15 protein-coding genes are annotated in these 22,751 nt (G+C 45.1%); 12 read left to right on the plus strand and 3 right to left on the minus strand.

Annotated features, from left to right (window positions below; all coding sequences use genetic code 11):
• Positions 1-18 precede the first annotated feature (18 nt).
• The 9 genes from GYX26_RS02655 (at position 19) to GYX26_RS11590 (ending at position 13,469) form a co-directional block, all read left to right on the plus strand.
• Entirely contained in the window at positions 19-1,494 is a 1,476-nt protein-coding gene (locus GYX26_RS02655) for a lipopolysaccharide biosynthesis protein (protein WP_174827922.1), read from the plus strand.
• Positions 1,491-2,243, plus strand: a complete 753-nt coding sequence (locus GYX26_RS02660) for a glycosyltransferase family 32 protein (RefSeq protein ID WP_100091124.1) — start codon at positions 1,491-1,493, stop codon at positions 2,241-2,243. The genes GYX26_RS02655 and GYX26_RS02660 overlap by 4 nt, the downstream gene beginning before the upstream one ends.
• A complete protein-coding gene (locus GYX26_RS02665; RefSeq protein ID WP_174827923.1) occupies positions 2,141-3,322 on the plus strand; it encodes a stealth family protein in 1,182 nt (393 codons plus the stop codon). Before GYX26_RS02660 ends, GYX26_RS02665 begins: the two co-directional genes overlap by 103 nt.
• A gap of 144 nt (positions 3,323-3,466) precedes the next feature.
• Positions 3,467-4,288, plus strand: coding sequence for a glycosyltransferase (locus tag GYX26_RS02670; protein WP_174827924.1), 822 nt, complete (start codon positions 3,467-3,469; stop codon positions 4,286-4,288).
• Between the two features lie 10 nt (positions 4,289-4,298).
• Complete coding sequence (locus GYX26_RS02675; protein ID WP_238791213.1) at positions 4,299-5,537, plus strand: exopolysaccharide biosynthesis polyprenyl glycosylphosphotransferase; 1,239 nt, start codon at positions 4,299-4,301, stop codon at positions 5,535-5,537.
• A 532-nt stretch (positions 5,538-6,069) separates the two neighbouring features.
• Positions 6,070-6,963, plus strand: coding sequence for a hypothetical protein (locus GYX26_RS02680; protein ID WP_174827925.1), 894 nt, complete (start codon positions 6,070-6,072; stop codon positions 6,961-6,963).
• Positions 6,964-7,008: 45 nt separating this feature from the next.
• Complete coding sequence (locus GYX26_RS02685; protein WP_174827926.1) at positions 7,009-7,269, plus strand: hypothetical protein; 261 nt, start codon at positions 7,009-7,011, stop codon at positions 7,267-7,269.
• A 170-nt stretch (positions 7,270-7,439) separates the two neighbouring features.
• A complete protein-coding gene (locus GYX26_RS02690) occupies positions 7,440-8,333 on the plus strand; it encodes a hypothetical protein (RefSeq protein WP_174827927.1) in 894 nt (297 codons plus the stop codon).
• Between the two features lie 45 nt (positions 8,334-8,378).
• Positions 8,379-13,469 (plus strand): calcium-binding protein, encoded by a 5,091-nt coding sequence (locus tag GYX26_RS11590; protein WP_174827928.1) that lies wholly within the window; start codon positions 8,379-8,381, stop codon positions 13,467-13,469.
• 472 nt (positions 13,470-13,941) lie between these two features.
• Here GYX26_RS11590 and GYX26_RS02700 read toward each other — a convergent pair whose 3' ends face one another.
• Both GYX26_RS02700 and GYX26_RS02705 read right to left on the minus strand, forming a co-directional pair.
• Positions 13,942-15,768, minus strand: a complete 1,827-nt coding sequence (locus GYX26_RS02700; RefSeq protein ID WP_174827929.1) for a hypothetical protein — start codon at positions 15,766-15,768, stop codon at positions 13,942-13,944.
• 331 nt (positions 15,769-16,099) lie between these two features.
• The gene (locus tag GYX26_RS02705; protein WP_174827930.1) at positions 16,100-17,809 is read right to left on the minus strand and encodes a hypothetical protein; all 1,710 of its coding nucleotides are present in this window, start codon (positions 17,807-17,809) and stop codon (positions 16,100-16,102) included.
• Between the two features lie 680 nt (positions 17,810-18,489).
• Here GYX26_RS02705 and galE point away from each other — a divergent pair.
• Positions 18,490-19,518, plus strand: coding sequence for a UDP-glucose 4-epimerase GalE (gene galE, locus GYX26_RS02710; RefSeq protein ID WP_174827931.1), 1,029 nt, complete (start codon positions 18,490-18,492; stop codon positions 19,516-19,518).
• A gap of 393 nt (positions 19,519-19,911) precedes the next feature.
• Entirely contained in the window at positions 19,912-21,363 is a 1,452-nt protein-coding gene (gene tldD / locus GYX26_RS02715; RefSeq protein WP_174827932.1) for a metalloprotease TldD, read from the plus strand.
• A gap of 320 nt (positions 21,364-21,683) precedes the next feature.
• Here tldD and GYX26_RS02720 read toward each other — a convergent pair whose 3' ends face one another.
• On the minus strand, positions 21,684-21,899 hold the full coding sequence (locus GYX26_RS02720; RefSeq protein ID WP_174827933.1) for a hypothetical protein: 216 nt from the start codon (positions 21,897-21,899) through the stop codon (positions 21,684-21,686).
• Between the two features lie 215 nt (positions 21,900-22,114).
• Here GYX26_RS02720 and GYX26_RS02725 point away from each other — a divergent pair, with 215 nt between their 5' ends.
• Positions 22,115-22,738 (plus strand): hypothetical protein, encoded by a 624-nt coding sequence (locus tag GYX26_RS02725; RefSeq protein WP_174827934.1) that lies wholly within the window; start codon positions 22,115-22,117, stop codon positions 22,736-22,738.
• Positions 22,739-22,751 lie beyond the last annotated feature (13 nt).

Genomic DNA, 22,751 nt, shown 5'->3' on the forward strand with positions numbered 1-22,751 from the left:
AAATCCTCTTGAGGCTTCATGAGCACCCGTGCAGTTATCCTGAAAAACATATCCGCCAATCTGTTGCTGCAACTGATAACTGCACTGGGCGGGTTTATCCTGCCACCACTGATCGTCGTAACCTATGGTTCGGCTACCAACGGCATGCTCGCCTCCATCAAACAGTTCATTGCCTACCTCACCCTGCTTGAGGCTGGCATTGGCGCCGCTGCCATCGTTGCCCTCTATCAGGCACTAACTGCCCGCGACAACCAGCTGCGCAACCGCATTCTCGCCGCCACCCATCACTTTTACCGCATTTCCGGCAGCCTGTTTGCCATCGCACTACTGGTACTGGCCATCCTGTTTGCCTGGCTTACCCACAACGAAATCAGCGCCAGCCTCACCTTCTACATGGTACTGATAATGGGTGCGGTCAACATCCTCGACTTCTTCTTTTTCGGCAGCTACCGCGCCCTGCTCACCGCCGATCAGAAAACCTACATCATATCCACCATACAGGCCGGCAGCATCCTCGCCAACATTACCGTCTGCTACTGGCTGATCAGCGCCGGCTACAACATCCTCACCGTACAAATAGCCTCCACCCTGATACAGGCGAGCAAATTCCTGCTGTACCGCCACTATGTCAAACACCACTACCGCAACCTGAACCAGCACTACAACAAACACAACGCCTACCAGCTGCAACAAACCTGGGATGCACTCACCCACCAGCTCACCGGCCTGCTTATATTCAGCTCCCCGCTGGTACTGATTACCCTTTTCCTGTCACTGAAAGACGCCAGCATTTACGCCGTCTATGCCCTGATTTTTGGCGCCATCAAAATGGCCTTGCAGTCCCTGTCGCAGGGTATGCAGGCCATATTCGGCCACAGCCTCACCACCAACCCCGAGCGTACCCGGCACAACTTCTGCCGCTATAACCGCCTCTTCATGTGCTTTCTCGGCTGGGTTTACACCTGCACCGGCCTGCTGCTGGCACCCTTTATTCAGCTCTACACCCACAACATGACCGATGCCAACTACCACCAGCCACTACTGGCCATCCTGTTTTTACTGGTAGGCATCATCGAAAACAGCCGCATCCCCAGCATGACCATCATCATGGCCGCCGGCCGCTACAAGGCCACCAAACCACAGGCACTGCTTGAAGCAGGCCTCAATATCGCCTGCTCCCTGTGCTTTATCCAGCTATGGGGCAGCGCCGGCATCCTGCTGGCTGCACTGGTATCTTTCCTTTACCGCAGCAGCGAAATGGTACATTACACCTGTAAGCATATCCTGTCCCTGTCCTGCGCACGCCCCTACCTGTTATGGCTGGTGGTATTTGCCACCATCACCATCAGCATCAGCATCGGCTGGCAACCCGTCAGCAACATCAGCGTACACAACTATCTGGACTGGATTAAACTCAGCTGCATTACCGGCCTGAGCGCTGCCATACCTTTCAGCCTCCTGCTATTTCTCATCTATCGCCGGCCTGCCCAATGATACCCAAACTGATTCACTACTGCTGGTTTGGCCCCCAGCCACTGCCTGCCACCACCCAGCGCTATCTGGATAGCTGGCGCCAGTTTCTGCCCGACTACCAAATCCAGCTGTGGAACGAACACAACTTCGACTATCAGGCCAACCCCTACGCCCGCGCCGCCTACGCCGCCGGCAAATACGCCTTTGTTGCCGACGTCTGCCGCATTCAGGCACTGTATCAGCACGGTGGCATCTATCTGGACACCGACGTACAGATGGTGGCCTCATTCGACCCCTTCCTGCACCATCACTGCTTTACCGGTTTCGAACAGGGCATGAATCCCTACACCCGCCAGCTCACCTGTAACCCACAGGCCGGCGTCATGGGCTGCGAAGCCGGCAGCACCCTGATGCACGATATCTGGCAGCAATACCAGAACCTCGAATTCAACCCACAGCAGCTCATCACCATCAACCAGCTATTCAAACAGCTCTACCAGCAGCACGGCATTATCCTCAACAACCAGCAGCAGGAAATCCCCGGCTACGTCTGTGTCTACCCCAGCGACTACTTCATGGCCAAAAACGCCTATACCCACGAACTGAACCGCACCGCCAACACCGTCTGCATTCATCACTACGATGGCACATGGCTCAACGACAGCAAATGCATCGACCAGCTCAAACGCCGGCTGCTAAACCTCCTGCGTACCACCCTCGGCGCCCGCAACAGCCAGAAACTCATCGCCCTGCTCAAACGGAAACATTAATGAACACCAACACCGACAATGCCCCGATTGACTTCGTCCTGCCATGGGTAGATGGCAGCGATCCAGCATGGCAGGCCGAAAAAAACCACTACCTGCCCCAGCATGATGGGCGCAGCGATGCCACCAGCAGCAACCGCTATCAGGACTTCGGCACCCTGCGCTACGTACTGCGTTCCATCGAACAAAACTGCCCGTGGTATCACAAAATCTACCTGATTACCGCCAACCAGCGCCCGCACTGGCTGCAAACCAACCATCCCAGAATCGAAATCATCAACCACACACAACTGTTTATCCAGCCGCAGAACCTGCCCGTATTCAACTCATCCGCCATCGAAATGAATCTGGTCAACCTTCAAGGCCTGAGCGAACACTTCGTCTACCTCAACGACGACACCGTTATCCTGCGCCCCACCCCACGCGAACGCCTGTTCCAGCACGGCCTGCCCGTCGACTTCCTCTGTCACGGCTGGCTAAAGCGCAACGCCCTGTTTCGCCGCCTGCGCGGCCAGAATAGCTGGGTAGACGCCCTCAACAACAACATCGCCCTGATTAACCGCGTATATAAGCCCGCTACCCTGAACACACAGCACCTTTTCGCCCCCAGCTACAGCCTGCGCGAAAAACTCAGCAACGCCCTGCTTAAATACCTCCACCGCCACTACTTCTGGTTTGCCCACTGGCACCAGCCCCAGCCCTATACCCGCAGCACCCTGCAACAGGTTTACCAGCATTTCCAGCCCGAAATCCTCGCCTGCACCACCAACCGCTTCCGTGCCCGCAACGACCTCACCATCTACCTCAACCGCTACTGGCATCTGGCCAGCGGCGCCTTCATCCCCCACAAACACAACGACGGCTTCGTACGCAATATCAGCAATCTAACCGAACTCAACCGCGCCATCGACCACCTGCACCAGCACCCCGGAATCCGCTTCGTCTGCCTCAACGATACCTGCAACAACAGCAACGAACTGGCACAGCTCAACGCCGCCCAGAGCGCATTCTACGAACACTACCTGCCCAACCCAGCCTCATTTGAACAAAACAGCAGCCAGCCACCACAACAGCGTGCATAAATGTAAAAAAATCAGCACCTAGCCTTAATTTAACTACACAAACCCACCGCGCCAGCCAGCCAGGCGGCACCAGCCAACATTGTTGCGATATAATAAACAAATCTTCACAAACCCCGTGCATACACATCTACTGCGGCCAACATCATGACAACCCGTCCTTTTTCCGTTTTGCTTTCCCTGTATGCACAGGAACAGCCCGGCTGGCTCAGCGCCTGTCTGGACAGCCTGTGTGTCCAGAGCATACAGGCCGAAGAAATCATCATGGTACTGGATGGCACCATCGGCACCGAACTACAGCACGTACTTAGCCACTACCAAACCCGCCTGCCGCTGAAAATCATCCCCCTGCCACAGCACGTTGGCCTTGGCAACGCCCTCAATGCCGGCTTGCAGCATTGCCGGCACGAATGGATCATGCGCATGGATACCGACGACATCTGCGCACCTGAGCGCTTTGCGCACCAATGGGCATATATCCAGCAACATCCAGAAATTGCCCTGTTCAGCGGCCAGATAGCCGAATTCAGCACCACTCCGGAACACACCAGCGCCGTCAGACAAGTACCCCTTACCGACAGCGCCATCCGCCACTATGCCCAGTGGCGCAACCCTATCAACCACATGGCTGTGGCCTACCGCAAAAGCGCCGTACAGGCAGTAGGCGGCTATCAGCACCACCAGTGGATGGAAGACTACAACCTGTGGCTGCGTCTGCTGGCTGCCGGCTATTCGGTTGCCAACCTGCCCGAAACCCTCGTCTACGCCCGTGCCGGCCACAATATGCATGCACGCCGGCGCGGATTGCGCTACCTCAGTAGCGAATGGCAGCTACTGCGGCTCAAACGCCGCCTCCGCAGCCAGCCCCTGCTAGCTGCCCTAAGCTGCTTTGCCTTGCGCGGCAGCAGCCGCCTGCTGCCCACCAGTCTGCTGGGGCACCTCTACCAACATTTGCGCCTGAACAAATAAACCACACATCATGCGAAAATTACTGTCCTATAAAAGCCGCCTCTTCTTCGGAACCCTGCTGGTTATGCTATTGCCACTGGCCATCATGGAACCCATCAAAGGCTTCTCGCAGGGGCGTGCCGCCTTCATCACCAGCACTATCCTTGCTGGCATCGCCCACCTGCTCAACACCAAATCCCTGTCCGTATTCAGCAACTTTCCCGGCAGAAAATCCGCCGTCATCGCCCTGCCGCATACCTTCTTCTGGTTTTTCGGCATGTGGATGGCCGCCAAATTCTTCAACCTGCCCTATACCGTGTGGTTCCTGTTTATGGCCGGCTGCCTGTCTCTCTTTTTGTGCGTAGCCTACATCTACTACCGCAACAAATTCATCACTACCTACGCCTACCTGCCCTATGGCCGCGCCCTCAATGCCGACCAGCTACCCAACGTCAACTGGATAAAACTCACCAGTCCCGGTCTGCCCGCAGCCACCACCATCAACGGCATCGTAGCCGACCTGCACGAACCCGAGCTCGACCACCACTGGCAGAAATTCCTTGCCCGCCAAACTCTCGACGGCATGCCCGTTTACAACATCCGTCAGGTAGAAGAATTCCTGACCGGCCGCGTAAAAATCCATCACCTGTACGAAAACGACCTCGGCTCCCTCCTGCCATCGCCTACCTATGTCCTCATCAAACGCCTTACCGACATCCTGCTTATCCTGCTGTCTGCCCCCCTTACCCTGCCGGTAATGCTCATCACCGCCATCGCCATCAAACTCGAAAGCCCCGGTGACATCCTGTTCCGCCAAAACCGCGTCGGCCGCGGCGGCCGCGAATTCTGCATCTACAAATTCCGCAGCATGTGCAGCGACTCCGAAAAAAACGGCGCCCAGATGGCGCAACTGGGCGACGCCCGCGTCACCCGCATCGGCCACATCATCCGCAAAACCCGCATCGACGAACTGCCCCAGTTCTGGAATATCCTCAAAGGCGACATGAGCCTTATCGGCCCTCGCCCCGAACAAAAAATCTTTGTCGACCAGTTTATTCAGGAAATCCCCTTCTACGACTACCGCCACATCGTCAAACCCGGCATCTCCGGCTGGGCGCAGGTTACCCAAGGCTACGCCGCCGACACCGAACAAACCCAGATAAAAATTGAACACGATTTTTACTACATCAAACACTTCTCCTTCTCACTCGACATCCTCATATTCTTCAAAACCCTCAAAACCATGCTCACCGGCTTCGGCGCACGCTAAGCCAGCCATCCCCATACAAAACGCTACCAGTAAAACCTTACCGGTAGCGTTGCAACACACAAACAGAAACCCATAAATCCAACAAAAAGCAAACCACGAACATCAAAACAGCCAAGCAGTAATACTCATAACATCGCTTAATCTTCTGTTTACCACCATTTTCTATAATCTATTCAATTCCTTTAATTACATACCAATCGAAATCTGCCTGCACTGCGCATCCATATACACGTATCAAAAAATAATAATCACATCCATTGCCGAATCCAACATCAATCTATAGCAATTAGCGCATAACATGCCTCAACTAAATCTATGCATAACCAATTATCAAAACCCAAGATTATTCATATATAAATATTTATTCCCCATATATAACATATCCTAACAATATAATTATTTCACAAACCTTATTTAGTCATTAACAATTATCAAATAACAGAAAACTTAAACACCAAACAACATTCAGCCATTCCCTGAATGTAAATAATATGTTAATTTATCTTTATAAAATAGAGAAAAAGGGCTGCTTATGAAGTCTGGATACAAAAAGATTGTGCTTATCGTGGTGCTGCTGTGGCAGATATTGCTACTTACCGGCTGTGACTATTATTTGAGCGAACAGCCGGAAAAACAACCAGCGCAGCAGGTACCGGAACCATTCCGCAATCAGGATAGTCGTGGGCGTTATGACACCATTGGTAAGCTGGGTACTCAATCCATCAGCATCCCCGCGGGAGTGATTGATGGCTGGGCGCGTTATATGGGCGATCCGGGCGATTTTGCCGATCCGAAAATCAAAGCCAAATACCAGCGCCCACCTAAAACCTATGATTTACCAATTGAATCATTTGGCTTTCTGTATCGCATTAGCGATGGCGATGTCTATACTTCATTCCGGCAAACAGAAGAGGATTATCGTCGCGATAATGAAACCTTAATCCCATATGGCAAACCCTTTCCGTGGGCGAGCATAAGTGTCTATGGTCAATATGATGCTACTGCGCCGTTGAATTTTAACTTCACAGTTCAGAATGAATTCAAATTGGCGAAAGAAATCACCTATTTTGATTATATCCAGCAGCCACAACCGCTGTATGGCCTAACCGTATATCGGGCAAATAATGGTATTGATCCAAAAACCGGCGAGCCGTGGAAATGGGATGACAATGCCAAGGATATTTTTATCAAAAAAGATCAGGTCGGCAATATTAAAACCTATATCAAGTGTGAATTTACCCATCATATAGATTCCTGTGACCATATGTTTTATAACGATAACTGGCATATCCAAGTATGGATTAGTTACAGCCGTAGTTATCTGCCGCAGTGGCAGGAAATGGAGGACAGGATTATGCAGATACTGGAAAGCTGGCGGGTAACACGGGAAGGTAAACTGCTGGGCAAACAGATTGGTAAGGCCTAGTTTTTAATAGTGGTACAACCTATTGATTATCTTAGGGAGAACAGCATGTTAGAAGCACAAAAAGTATCGGCAGCTGAAATCAGAGCATGGCGTAAGCAGATTGAAAATGGCGATTTATCCGATGTTGGCGCGGTGTATCAGCAACTGGCCAAACGTGGCTATCATTATGCCAAATGGGCTTATGGGGTAGCATCCGCGGATACCATTACTGGTAATGGCGCACTGGAATTTATGCAGGCGGTGGCGAAAGAACATCATCATATTTTAACGGCCGATGAAACCAATATGATTCGCTGCGCTGGTTGAGTTTAGTGCAATGTAAATATTTATTAATATATTCCATTTACATAAATACTAAACTGTTGCTTAACGTTTAATTTAGAACAATAAAAATTTTAAAATCGCATTATTTTTCTTTTCTTTTGGTAAAATTTCTGTTAATTTTTACTCTATAAAATAGAGCAACAGGGCTGCTTATGAAGTCTGGATATAAAAAGATTGTGCTTATCATGGTGCTGCTGTGGCAGATATTGCTGCTTGCCGGCTGTGACCAAGATTTTGGCAAACAACCGGAAACACAAATTGTTGAGCAAGTGTCGGAACCATTCCGCAATCAGGATAGTCGTGGACGTTATGACACCATTGGCAAACTAGGTACTCAATCCATCAGCATCCCCGCGGGCGTGATTGATGGCTGGGCACGTTATATGGGCGATCCGGGCGATTTTGCCGATCCTAAAATCAAAGCCAAATACCAGCATCCACCTAAAACCTATGATTTACCGATTGAATCGTTTGGCTTTCTGTATCGCATCACTGATGGTGATGTCTATACTTCATTCCGGCAAACAGAAGTGGATTATCGTCGCGATAATGAAACCTTAATCCCATATGGCAAACCTTTTCCGTGGGCTGATGTCATTATCTATGGCGAATATGATGCTGCTGCGCCGTTGAATTTTAACTTCACTGTTCAGAATGAATTCAAATTGGCGAAAGAAATCACCTATTTTGATTATATTCAGCAGGAACGACCGCTGTATGACTTAACTGTATATCGGGCAAATAATGGTATTAATCCGGAAACCGGCGAACCGTGGAAATCGGATGCCAATGCCAAGGATATTTTGCTCAAAAAAGATCAGGCAGGCAATATTAAAACCTATATTAAGTGTGAATTCACCCAGTATAAAAATTTTTGTAGCCATATGTTTTATAACGATGACTGGCATATCAGAGTATCGATTAGTTATAACCGGACTTATCTGCCGCAGTGGCAGGAGATGGAAGGCAATATTATCAATATACTGAATAGCTGGCGGGTAAGCCGGGAAGGCAAACTGCTGGGTAAACAGATTGGTAAGGCCTAGTTTTTAGCAGTGGTACAACCTATTGATTATCTCAAGGAAAACACTATGTTAGAAGCACAAAAAGTATCGGCAGCTGAAATCAGAGCATGGCGTAAACAGATTGAAAATGGAGATTTGAACGATGTTGGCGAAGTGTATCAGCAACTGGCCAAACGTGGCTATCATTATGCTCAATGGGCGTATGGGGTAGCATCGGCGGATACCATTACCGGCAATGGCGCATTGGAATTTATGCAGGCAGTGGCGAAAGAGCATCACCATATTTTAACGGACGACGAAACCAATAAGATTCGCCGCGGTATGGCCTTGGGTTATCTGGATATGTTAGAAGAGAAAGCCGGATCAGGTAGCGTAAGTAATGATATCAGTTATAAAGAAATGAAGAAATTCCATATTAAGGTATTTGAAAATAATCATGTTGATATTAATTACTGGACGCTGTATGAGCCGATGAACATTATCGAACGCTATGCTAAGGCTAAGCTTCCCAATGGCAAGGTATTAACGGGCGAAGATATTGTTGAATTAATGTGGGAGAGGATGTGGAAAACCTGCGGAACTGGAATAAGTGGTCCGGTCGCTAGTTACGAACTATTCAATATTATGAAAGATATTAAAAATGGTAATATCTATATTGATAAAATTTCGGGAATGCCAACATCAACTACTGCTATAACTATGTATTGGAATCATGAGAATTTAGGTACAGACAATATTCCGCCAAATCCGCAACATGATGGCTATACAAAAATTGCTATTCCAGGCTCCGATCAGGCTCTGGCTGCAAGCTGGATAAAAAATACAAAAATGCTTGCTACATTTAAAGATTTTCTTGCAGAAAAAGGATACGAGGGTTCACGAAACTCATGGTATAAGGAATATACTGCTGCATCTTACCAACATACCGGCAGCTATTTTAACAATCAGAAAAATACCGATGGTGCACGACAACAATTCAGATATAACTGGTCTGTAGCTGGAGGCAAGGCAGTAACACAATGGGTTATGGCGGCGGTATTAAATACCAATTGTTTTAAACCTACTAATCCGCGGATAAATAGCATTAAGGATGATAACTTTGCAGAAAAAGGGGCGGGTTTTGTCTTTGATCCGGTGAATGGTCATCGCCAGGAACTTGCCGGCCAGCCAGGCAAGTTTGAATTTAAATATCAGCTGGCGTTTATTGATGAGCTGCCAGAAAAATTATTATTGCAGTTGCAGACATGGGAAGAAAAAGGCAATCAACAACTGGTATCGCTGTACCTGAATGCGCTGATGCAGCTTAATCCGGTGGTGATACTCAATCCGGACAAAACGCCGGCGGTACGCAAAATTGATGATGTAGGCGAAGAATGGATTAAGGTACGCACCTGGATGATTCAGGAAATGCGTTTTGCTCAGGCAAATGAATATAAACAAGCCCTAGAGGATAGACCGTCAACTCATGAAACTAAGGCTTTAAAAATTACTCAGTCTTACAGTCATGTGCAACAAAAATCGATAATAGAATCGATTCGTAAGCAATACGGCTTCGGCGCCGAAGATGCGATTGTATTTCGTGATGAGCAAACCGGGCAAAGCTGGAGTACGGTTGCCAAGGCTGGTGATGACGCCCATCAGGTGGTGATGCTGGGCAATGGCAATACCAAGATAGAGGGCGGCAAGCTGGCGGATGTGATTTTTGGCGGCAAGGGCAGTGATGATATCTCTGGCGGAGAGGGTGATGATTATCTGTTTGGGGGTGCCGGCAATGATACGCTCAGGGGCGGTAAGGGCAATGATGTTCTGGTGGGCGGTGATGGCGCAGACAAGTATTATTTCAATAGCGGCGATGGCAAAGATGAGATTTATGACTCCGACGGCAAGGGCAGTATTTTTATTGATAATCAACAATTTTCAAGAATAAAATGGACAGCAAAAGAAAATAATGTCTGGATTTCAGCCGACAATAAATGGCGTATACATCTGGATAATATCACCGGCAATCTGGTGATTCAGTCGCTGGAAAATAAAGATGATGTTTTAACCATTGTCGGCTGGAATGATATGGGCGGTGGCAAGCTTGGTATCAGGCTGCCCAAATTCAAGGATAGTAATAACAATAAAATCAATAAAATTGTTGGCGACTGGCGCACCAAAATTATTCATAAAGAAGGCCACTTTGAACAGGATCAGAGTTTAGCCGGCCAATATTACTGGGATTGGAAAAATCGCAATGCCAAAGGTGCGATTATTGGTGGTGTGGAAGAAAAAGGCTTTGAAGATGTGATTAAGGGCACAGACGGCGCCGATGAGATTAGTGGCCTTGATGGAGGAGATGCGATTGACGGCATGGCCGGCAACGATATTATTCTGGGCGGCGATGGCACGGATTTGCTTGCTGGAGGTGGCGGCTCCGACATCATCAAAGGTGGTGCTGGTGATGATTTTATCTGGGCTAATCATCATTTAACCATGGGTAATCGTGTCCGCCCGGATGAGCGCTGGACGATGCCGGCTTCCGGTAAAAAACTGATTTATGCCGGCCCGAACTGGGGCATATATATTGATCAGCGAGACGTTATGATATTTGATGGTGTCAGCAAAGCGGTTGATGATGCTGCGGATGTGGGCGGAGACTTTTTATATGGTGGTGATGGCAGTGACTATATTGTAGGTGGTAATCTGAATGACTATATTGAAGGTGATTCAGTGGCTCCGGGCAGCACGGAACAGGGTGACGATATCATCTATGGTATGGCTGGCAATGATTATATTGTAGGAGGCAAAGGAAATGATTTTTTATATGGCGATGGTATTACAACGCCAGGCTACCTAACCTCGCTGGCGGGTGCCTTACATGGGGATGACTATATTGATGGCGGCGACGGCAATGATGAGATAGTTGGCGGTGGTGGTAATGATGTGATTATTGGCGGCGATGGAGATGACCGCCTGTTTGGCGATGATGGCATTTATGAAACAGGAAAAATGCTGGACGCTAAATATCATGGCAATGACACTATTTATGGCGGTGCCGGTAATGACAAAATTATTGGCGGTGGTGGTGATGATTATCTCTATGGTGGTGATGACGACGATATAATCTGGGGTGATGATTCAGACCCCAAAGGCCCCCATCCCGAGCTTAATGGCAACGATCATATTTGGGGAGATGCCGGCAATGATATTCTCGATGGTGGCTATGGCGATGATGTGATTCATGGCGGTGATGATAATGACAAAATTTATGGTGGCGCCGGCAATGATGAACTGTATGGCGACGCTGGCGATGACGAAATTTATGGTGACTGGTTAGATAAAGATATTACCGAACATGGTAATGATTTCATCGACGGCGGCACCGGCAATGATAAGCTGGCTGGCGGTGGTGGTGATGACTGGATTATCGGTGGTGATGGCGATGATATACTATGGGGTGATGATGGTCGTGAAGGCCATGAGCTAAATACCACCATGGCGGGGAATGATTATCTTTCCGGCGGCGCTGGCAATGACATGATTTTTGGCGGCTATGGCGATGATACACTGGATGGTGGCATCGACGATGACATTCTCTTTGGTGGTGGTGGCCGCGATACCATTTATGGTGGCGATGGTGATGACCAGATATTCGGTGATTTCAATTCTGGTGTCGGTATGGATATTGTGGCTACAGACAATAGCTATAACGATACTATTTACGCTGGTAACGGTAATGATCTGGTGGTGGGGCAGCTGGGTGATGACCTGATTTATGGTGGTGCGGGTAATGATAAATTATTCGGCGATCTGGGCTGGAAGAATCCGAAAGAAAACCGGCCGCAGGATAATGGTAATGACACCATCTATGGCGAAGAAGGTGATGATTATATAGATGGTGGCTATGGCAATGATTACCTTGATGGTGGTACCGGCAACGACACCGTTTTTGGCGGTGGCGGCAATGATGTGCTCTATGGCGGGGAGGGCAATGATTTCCTCAGCGGCGGTAATGCGATGAATATGAATGATACGGATACGGCCGGTGGTAATGATGTGATTTATGGCGGCGCCGGCAATGATACGATACTTGGCGGCGAAGGCAATGATCTGCTGCAAGGCGATGAAGGAAATGATTACCTCAGTGGCGGTAATGGTAACGACCGGCTTTACGGCGGCGACGGGCGTGACTGGCTGCTGGGCGGCAAAGGCAATGATTATCTGAATGGTGGTACAGGTGATGATTACTTTGTGTTCAAGAGTGGTGACGGTGTTACCACAATTGAGGATTACAGTGGGCAGTCGATAGTGATTGTGGATGTGCCACTGGATAATCTGTCCATCAGTGCTTACGAAAAAGGCATTAAGGTAACCAATGGAGTTAATGGGGATGTAATCTATCTGGTTGGCTATTATCTGGATGGACGTGCCAACAGCCTGGATATGAATAATTTATTATTTGCCCAGCCTAATGGTGGTAATTCTTATATAACGCGCTCTTTACAGCAGCTGACTGATAACCTACAGCATCATAATGCCGCCAAGTATGACCGCATTATTGAAGGCAATGATAGGGATAATGAGCTTTTTGGTACAGCCGGCAAGGATTTGATGTATGGCTATGGCGGTAATGATATTTTACATGGCTATGGCGGCAATGATTTGCTTGATGGCGGCGACGGCAATGATATTCTGTATGGCGGTGCCGGAGATGATCAGTTATTTGGTGGCGCCGGCGAGGATATTCTGGAAGGTGGCAGCGGTAATGATTTGCTGGTTGGCGGTAGCTGGCAGCGGGATCGTTATGTATTCCGAGCTGGTTATGGACACGATGAGGTGATTGATCAGGCGGCGAATGAATCGCAGGGCGATATTCTGGATTTTGTTGACTACCGTAGTGATGAGTTGCGGCTAAGCCGCAATGGGGATGACCTGCTTATCGGCCATGTTGGTTCACATGATCAGGTACGGCTGGATAACTGGTTTGCGGATGCGTCATACCGGCAGTATCAGATTCATACTGCGGATGGTATGCACTATACAGCCGCACAGGTACAGCAATTGGTAGGAGCAATGGCTACTTTCTCCAGTGGCAGCAGTGAAGGCCGGATATGGGCGGCGGATGAGGTGAAGCAGTTTGCCCCGCCGAATATTCTTGCGGCCAACTGCGGTTAAGCAAAAAGTATGTAGTATAGACAAGCCTGCAAATTATATTTGCAGGCTTTTTATTGTGGATAAAGATAGCTGATGCTAAGCCATAATAAATATTATTTCCCTCAACCCCGAAATTTTCAGGTAGCGATAAAAACAGTTCGATTCAATACCAACAGGCTATAAATATATTTTGTACCCTGTCGTTGTATATGGCATCTGCTACTTAGGCTAATAAATAATGTTTCTCTGGCAGAGAATACTAAATTCCTGTAGCTGGTAGTTTGACTAATAAAACTAGCGCTAGGGTTTTAAAATCAAGCAGTACGAGGAGCAGTGTAATTGTTTCTGGGCTGATTATCTATACTGCTGATATCATTTGCTATTACGAGACAAAACCACTGCCGGCCTGAATTTAGTGGTTTGCTATTTGGCTAAATTCAGGCAATCATCGGTTGAGGATTACCTGAATCAATCCACCACATAAACCAGCAGATTAGTTAAGGGATAGTTTTTGCTGCAATTGCGCTGCACAATCTCGAGCAATCTGTTTACATTCATCAGCTTCTGCTTGTAAAAATAATTTATCTGTACGCTGTTCAAATTCCGCTAAATTACCTACCAGAGTATTTCCGCCTACAATTTTGATTTCTCCTTGTAAATAGACTGCAAAAATTGTTGCTTTTACTGAAGGACAATTTTTATAAACTATGTTTTTTATTTTTTTAGGATTCAATTCGATACGGCCAAACGCCAAATCTTCAGGCAAAGTAATGATTTTAGTATGCCGGATATCTAAAGTATTCTTCACAGATAAATTTTTAGGAAGTCTTTTAATTTTTGTATTATTTAAAATTAAATCGCCATTTAACTTTAAATTATCCGGTAATTTTTTAATATTGGAATAACTAAGCCAAAGATCACCTTCTACTTTTAAATCAGACGGCAAAGTTTTGATGCTGGTATTGCTTAAGTACAATTTATTTTTTACAAATAGATTTTTGGGAAGCTTTTTAATTTTTGTGTTATATAAATCCAGCGTTCCATTTACTTTTAAATTATCCGGGATTTTTCTAACCTTGCTATTATGTAAGTCTAAATCGCTACTAATATGTAAATTATCCGGTAACTTTTCAAGTTTGGTTGAGCTAAAGTTGAGCTTACCCTCAACTTTTAAATTTTCAGGCAATTTTTTAATTCTGGTGCGGCTCATATCTAGATCACCACCTACCATCAAATTATCCGGTAATTTTTTAATAGCTGCATAGCGTAATGTTAAATCCCCTTTCAGACAGAGATTATCCGGCAGTTTTTTTAATTTGGAATAATCCAGATATAAACTGTTTTTTTCTTCTGTATTAGCTGGCAATTGCTTTATCTTAGCGTATTCTAAACCTAGGCTGGTGCATTGCACATTTGAATGCTTTAATAATTTTTTGACATTAGTGCCGCGTAATCCCAAATATCCGTTTACAATTAAATTATCTGGCAACTTTTTTATTTTTGAAAAACCTAAATCCAGATAGCTGTTGACGGTTAAATTATCAGGTAGCTTTCTAATTTTAGAACCGCCTAAAGCAATGCCATTTGTCACAGTTAAATCATTTGGTAATTTTTTTATTCTGGTACCGTATAGTTCTAATTCACCGCCTACTTTTAAGCCGCTTGGCAATTTTTTAATTCGTGTCTTACTCAAATCCAAATTGCCAGCAATATCCAGATTATCTGGTAATATTTTAATTTTAGAATCATTCAGTCTGAGACTACCCCCTACATTTAGATTTTTAGGTAATTTTTTAATTCGGGTACGCGCAAGATTCAGATCCCCCTGCACGTTTAAATTGTCAGGCAATCTGTCTATCTTAGTATCTGACAGATCCAGTTTACCAGCGATATGTAATTTTTCCGGTAAATATAAAAGATGCGAATCGCCCAAATCCAGATTTCCTTTTACAATAAGATTGGCTGGTAAGGATTTAATATGGGTTCCCTCTAAATTCAAATCGCCATTTACAGTTAGGTTATCCGGTAATGAGGCAATTCTAGTCTTCAGTAAATCTATAGAGCCTTTTACATTTAAATTAGCAGGTAATGCCTTGATTTTGGTACCGCGCACGCATAATCTACCATTTACTGTTAAATTATCTGGCAATTTTTTTATCTTTGTTACTTTTAGATCGAGATCGCCATTAACAATGAGATTATCCGGTAAGACTTCAATTCTCATCCCAGTTAGATCAAGATTTTCAAATATTGTTACTGTATCATCTTCAATAGAATATTTAATCTCACGTGTGTCGAGAAGTGCGATAAATTGTTCCATAACTTAGTTTTCTGTGTTTTTAACTTAGGTTGTTAATAAAAAATTAAGCCGATTTAATGCACTAAAATCCGGGGTATTTATGGATGATTATTTTTCGGCTACTAAAGCTTATATCAAGCTGAATGATTGAATTCTAAAATAAATAATACATAACAATGCTAATTAGATATTTATGTATATTTTCAGGCTGTTTATCTATGCTGTTAACAACATCAATATTACGATATACAATCTTTGCCAGCCTGAATTTAGTGGTTTACTATTTGGCTAAATTCAGGCAACCATCAATTGATGATTACCTGAATCAAACAATCACATAGACCAGCAGATATTATTTAACAGATAGTTTTTGCTGCAACTGCGCGACACAATCTCTTGCTGCCTGTTTAAGTTCACTGGCTTCTGGCTTGTAAAATTCTTTGTCGGCATACTGTTCGAATTGTTCCAGATTGCCAATGAGGAATTCATTCATAAAAATTTTAAATTCTTCATGTAGATAGGTAGCAAAAATCGTTTTCTTTTTGGAAGTACAGTTTTTTCGATAGGCAATGTTTTTTATCTTGTTAAGGCTCAGACGTAGCCATCTGACATCCAGATTTTCAGGCAGATATCTGATGGCGGTATTTTTTAGATTTATGCCATGACTAAGTTTCAAATTATTCGGCAATTTATTGATTCTAGTGTCATTCAGCAACATGCATTTTCCTACTTTCAAACCTGCTGGCAAAGATTTAATTTTGGTTTTGCTTATATCCAGTGTATCACCTACATATAGATTGTCTGGCAGTTTTTTTATTTTGCTTTCACTTATTCTTAAATCAGTTTCTATGCGCAGATTATCAGGTAAATTTCTGATTTTGGTACCAGTTAAAACCAGTTCATTTATTTCTTGCAGATTTTCCGGTAGCCTGTCAATTGCGGTAAAACTGACATTCAGTCCATTTTTAACATTGAAATTTTTGGGTAATTTTTTAACTTTGGTACCTCGCAAGTCTAGGGTACCACCAACGCTAAGGTTTTTGGGCAGCTTTTTAATATCTGTGTATTCAAGATATAGTGCCCCGCCTACACTTAAATTTTTTGGCAATTTCTCAATCCTCGACTCCGCCAGAATTAAATCACCATTTATGTTTAGATTGTCTGGCAATTTTTTGATATCGGAAAATTCCAGATTTAAATCATTTCTTATTCTTATATTATCTGGAAGTTTCTTTATGCTGTAAAAGGTTAAATTCAGATTATTAAATGTGCCATTATAATTTTTCAATAGTTGATAGATTTTTGTGTCTGCCAAGGACAGCCAGCCGTTTACTGTAAGATTTGCCGGTAATTTTTTTATTTTTGTGCCATCCAGACTCAAGTTTCTATTAATAGTTAAATTAGGCGGCAATTTTTTAATATCAGTACCACTTAAATACAGACTTCCCCCTACAACCAAATCATCAGGGAGTTTGTTTATTCTAGTATTATGCAGATTCAGGCTGCCGGCCACATTGAGATTTGCCGGAAGTTTATTAATTTGTGTATTGCTTAAATCCAGATCACCATTTACCTGTAAATTATCAGGTAAAATATTGATTTGGCTATCTTTCAGACATATACTACCTTTTATATTGAATTTGTCTGGTAATTTGGTAATGGCGGTTTCTGAAGCGTCAAAATTACCGACTACAGTTAAATTTTCTGGCAATTTCTCAATTTTAGTGCAACATATACTCAAATCACCATTCACTGTTAAATCTTCTGGCAATATTGTAATATCCGTATAATTCAAATACAGATTACCGCCAACCTTTAAATCTGCCGGTAGTTCTTTAATTTGTGTACGTCCTAAGCATAGCTCACCTTGAACAGTCAAATTATCAGGCAGCTTTTTTATTTTAGTAGAAGATAAGACTAGACCACCATAAATTGTTAAATTATCAGGCAAATTTTTAAGATTGGTTTGAAAAAAATCTAGGTTTTGATGTACGCTGATAGCGTCACTTACAACCGTATATCTAATGCCTTTTTCATCCAATATTTTTATAAATTTTTCCATTTGTCTAAATCTGTGTAGTTATAAACATTAATAAAATATGATATAGGGACTTATTCAGATTGGTTATGCATATGTAATATGCATTGAGTCAATGATATTTATGCAAAACTAATTTGATAAGTATGTTAAATACATATAATCTGTAATCAGATAGCACACAATTTTGTGTGTTTTTCTTCAAAAAAATAATTTTTATTTATTTGAGAAAGAGATAAACACGTGCAGATTACCCGGAATCGGGCTGCTTTTGTGGTTGTTGAAAGAAAGAAAATTAATACAGCTACAATATAGAAATAATACATTGCTGAAAGTTGTTTAACTGCTAGCTCTAGCAGTAGTGAGGTTCCGCAAATGTACACCAAAGAATAATATGTGTAAATAATCTTCTGATGATAAAGGGCCACTATTTACGAAGTGTTGGTTAAAAACATCTTGAATAGTCATCCATACACTGCTGCCGGAGCTTATTCAGGTAAATTATGTTGTTACGTTTCGATGCTGGCTAGCATCCTTTGCCGCTATAAATTAGTCACTTTTTATTAATTCAATCTCGCTATAATTACAGGATGCTGCTCACACATGAGTTTTTAATTGATATAGTCAGACTATACAGGTGGCACACTGCTGCCTGATTTCTGGTTATTACTTTGTTTTGTTCAAAAAGGCATTACGGATAGTTTATGGCCATTCTGGTAACAGGCGGCGCCGGCTTTATCGGCTCCCATACCTCTGTACAGTTACTCAATGCCGGCCACGATGTGGTTATTATTGATAATCTGTGCAATGCTTCACCTGCGGTATTACCGCGTTTAAGCCGGATTACTGGTAAAGAAGTAACGTTTTATCAGGGAGATATTCGTGATCGCGGTTTGCTGCAAGATATTTTTGCCCGTCACTGCATTGAGCATGTGCTACATTTTGCCGGTTTGAAAGCGGTAGGTGAAAGTGTGCGCGAGCCACTGAAATATTATGATAATAATGTCAGTGGTAGTTTGATTTTGGTGGAAGAAATGGCGAAAGCCGGGGTATTTAATCTGGTGTTCAGCTCTTCCGCCACGGTGTATGGTACGCCGGATACAGTTCCGATTGATGAAAGCGCTGCGACAGGTGGCACAACCAATCCATATGGTACATCCAAATATATGGTAGAGCGGATGTTAATGGATATACAGGCGGCAGATGCGCGCTGGAGTATCACCTTACTGCGTTATTTCAATCCGGTTGGTGCGCATGAATCCGGCCTGATTGGTGAAGACCCGAATGGTATTCCGAATAATCTGCTGCCGTATATCTGTCAGGTAGCGGTAGGCAAGCTGGCACAATTATCGGTATTTGGTGATGATTATCCTACTGCCGATGGTACGGGTGTACGTGATTATATTCATGTGATGGATTTGGCCGATGGGCATTTAAGTGCTATGCGCGCTACGGGCAATCGGCCGGGTGTACATATTTACAATCTGGGTACGGGTCAGGGCTATTCGGTACTGGAAATTGTGCGCGCTTTTGAAGCAGCCAGCGGCCAGAAAATTCCTTATCAGATTGTTCCGCGCCGCGCCGGCGACATAGCTAGCTGCTATGCCAATCCTGAGCGCGCTGCACAGGAACTGGGCTGGCAGGCACAGCGTGATCTGGCCTGTATGATGGCCGATGCATGGCGCTGGCAAGAGCTCAATCCGCAAGGTTATGGCTGTGATGATTTGGCCTGATTGCTGCAATTCCTGTGCTTAAACATCAAAGCCACTGAGGATATCAGTGGCTTTGATGTTTTCGGTTTTTGAGTTTTGATGCAAAATTTAACGCTAATCGCTAAGCCGCTCCTGAAAAATAGGTTTAAAGATACTTGAGATCGTTACCGGTTAACTATCGCTAACTAACTGGTAAGACACATTATAATATAATGATAATAATTATCAATATCATTGTAGTGATTTTTACATAATGTTTTTTCCTGTCACTAAAACAATTCTGCTTCTGCTTTTGATGCGACAGATGGCTGTCACACAGAGACAGCTTGTTTTCGGTATAATTGCCCACAATTGTATTCTGGTTAAACCATTTCCCTGTTTGTGCTTTTGTCACAACTCAACCTTTTACTGCTCATGCCTATCTCTACCCAAACCGCTCAACTTGTTCACCAACAGCTACTGGCCGATAACGAGCTGGCCGTGGCTGATTTTACTCATGCATTGTCACTGATGGGTGCTCACCACATTGATTATGCTGATATCTACTGCCAGCGCAGTACCTATGAAAGCTGGCATCTGGAAGAGGGCATGGTGAAATCAGGCAGTTTCCAGATTGAGCAGGGCGTGGGGGTACGCGCGGTAAGTGGGGAAAAAACGGCGTTTGCCTATGCCGATAATCTGAATGTACAGGCATTAACCAATGCTGCGCAGGCGGTACGGGCGATTGGTCAGGCCGGGCAGCAGCGTTCAGTTGGCCTGAGTACGCCACCGCTGGCCAAGCTACTGTATGGTATGGCTAATCCGATGCTGAGTCTGGATGCGGCAGCCAAAGTGGCTTTATTGCAGCGGGTGGAAACACTGGCAAAAGCAGCAGATCCGCGCATTGTGCAGGTAATGGCCGGGCTGGTATGCGAACACGAGCTGATTTATCTGGCACGGCTGGATGGACGGATACATACTGATATTCGCCCGCTGGTACGCTTGTCGGTGACGGTAATTGCCAAACAGGGTGAGCGGCGTGAACAGGGCAGCAGTGGCGGTGGCGGCCGCTTTGACTTGGGCTATTTTGATGATGCCATGCTTAAATCGTATGTGGATACGGCCGTGGCACAGGCGCTGACTAATCTGGAGGCGCGTCCGGCACCAGCAGGTTCGATGACGGTAGTTTTGGGTAACGGCTGGCCGGGTGTATTGCTGCATGAAGCTGTTGGCCATGGTCTGGAAGGTGATTTTAACCGCAAGGGTACCAGTGCATTTGCCGGCCGGCTGGGTGAGCGTGTTGCCGCGAAAGGGGTGACAGTGGTGGATCAGGGGAATATTGCTGAACGCCGTGGTTCTCTGAACATCGATGATGAGGGTAACGCCACCAGACGCACTGTGCTTATTGAAGACGGTATTTTATGTGGTTATTTGCAGGACGAAACCAATGCCCGCCTGATGGGGGTACCGGTTACCGGTAATGGCCGCCGTGAAAACTATGCTTCAGCACCGATGCCGCGTATGACTAATACCTATATGGAAAACGGCCAGCTTAATCCTGAAGAAATTATTGCTTCTGTCGATAAAGGCTTATATGCGGTGAATTTTGGTGGCGGACAGGTAGACATTACCAGCGGCAAGTTTGTATTCAGTGCTTCGGAAGCATGGTGGGTTGAAAACGGCAAGCTACAGTACCCAGTTAAAGGAGCCACCATCATCGGCAGCGGCCCTGAGGTATTAAAACATGTCAGTATGATTGGCAATAACACCAGTCTGGACAGTGGTGTAGGCGTATGTGGTAAAGACGGCCAGAGCGTTCCGGTAGGTGTGGGACAGCCCACTTTGCGTATTGATGCGGGCCTTACCGTTGGCGGCAGCCAAACCTAATCAGCACCAAAACCAGTAAAAAACGGGCGAGCATTTCTGCGCCCGTTTTTGTTTTTAATCTAGTCATGGGTGTGACTTTATCATGGCCTGTGCTTAAATTGCCTGAGCAGAATCGTATTCAGGTTTTTATCGCGGTTATTAAAGTAAAATTCGCATTCTTTCTGATGCAGATAATATTTGTCTACAGTAATACTCGCGTTGCTAATGACCAGAACAAGCAGTCTGATGATTTTTTTCTTTACGCTGTATTAAGCTTTTATTACTGTGATGCAGGTGTACACGTTTATTTTTCCCGCATCAATCAGCATAGTATACAGATTTCAGCAGTGTGCTGGCTGAACTGTACTGATGTCTCGTCCACCACATAACATCAGCCGGTAATGCTTGGGAATGATTTCTACACATACTTTGCTTTCTCGGCACAACAAACCACAAACAAATTTTTTATCCGCAATACTGTCGCAATAACCACGATACGGCTGGATATAGTCATCGGTTATCGTTATGTCACAATGAGCAGGTGGTTCCAATGCCAACAGCAGCACTATCCGGCTTACTGCTTGTACATAAATTTATCGACACCAATTTGGTATCTCCCCTTAACTGGTCAATTTTCGATGCGGGTAAATATTCTGCAAGTAAATTTTTGATATAGCAAAATTTTGTTTCGTTTGCAGGGACATAATAGTAATATTTATTAATTGTTTCCATAACACCTTTTTTAAGCTGTTTCTTTAACCTAAGCTATTCTGTGAGCCGCCATATGTTTGTTACCCGAAAAATCAAATCCAAGCCCAGCCTGATAAAGTTCCTGATAGTCAGCACTTTATTAAGTTTAAACTTTAATCTTGCCATGGCGCAGGATATACCGAACGATGCAGCACCACAGGCGCGGATACGTATATTCGGGCAAAACGGCAAGCCTACTAATATGAAATACAGCTTTCAGGGACATGTGGTAAAAGAATCAACCGGTGGCAATATGGGCGGTGCATTTGCTTCATTATTGGGTGTAGCCCGTAACAGCACTATCGGCATACCAGACACTACCACTCTGGATACCATGAGGCAGCATAATCACAATTTGTCGAAGCTGTACTACCGTGAATTCACTATCCCGGCCAACGTACCCATTACCATATCCAACGCCATTATTGGCCTAACTAATGTTAACGATACCCATCATGATGGAAAAATAATTACTTACCAGCCATCATGCCAGAGTAACAAGCTCACATTTGTGGCCAGACCAGGTAGAGATTACGAAGCTATTGCTGCTTCCACATCTGCCCAGTGTGGCGTGATTCTACAGGAAGTAAATGCAGATGGTTCAACGACACCATTGGTTAACGTAGAAGAATCTGCTGACCACTAAAATTACAAACTAG

The organism is Snodgrassella sp. ESL0253 (genome assembly GCF_013344965.1).
GTDB lineage: Bacteria > Pseudomonadota > Gammaproteobacteria > Burkholderiales > Neisseriaceae > Snodgrassella > Snodgrassella alvi_B.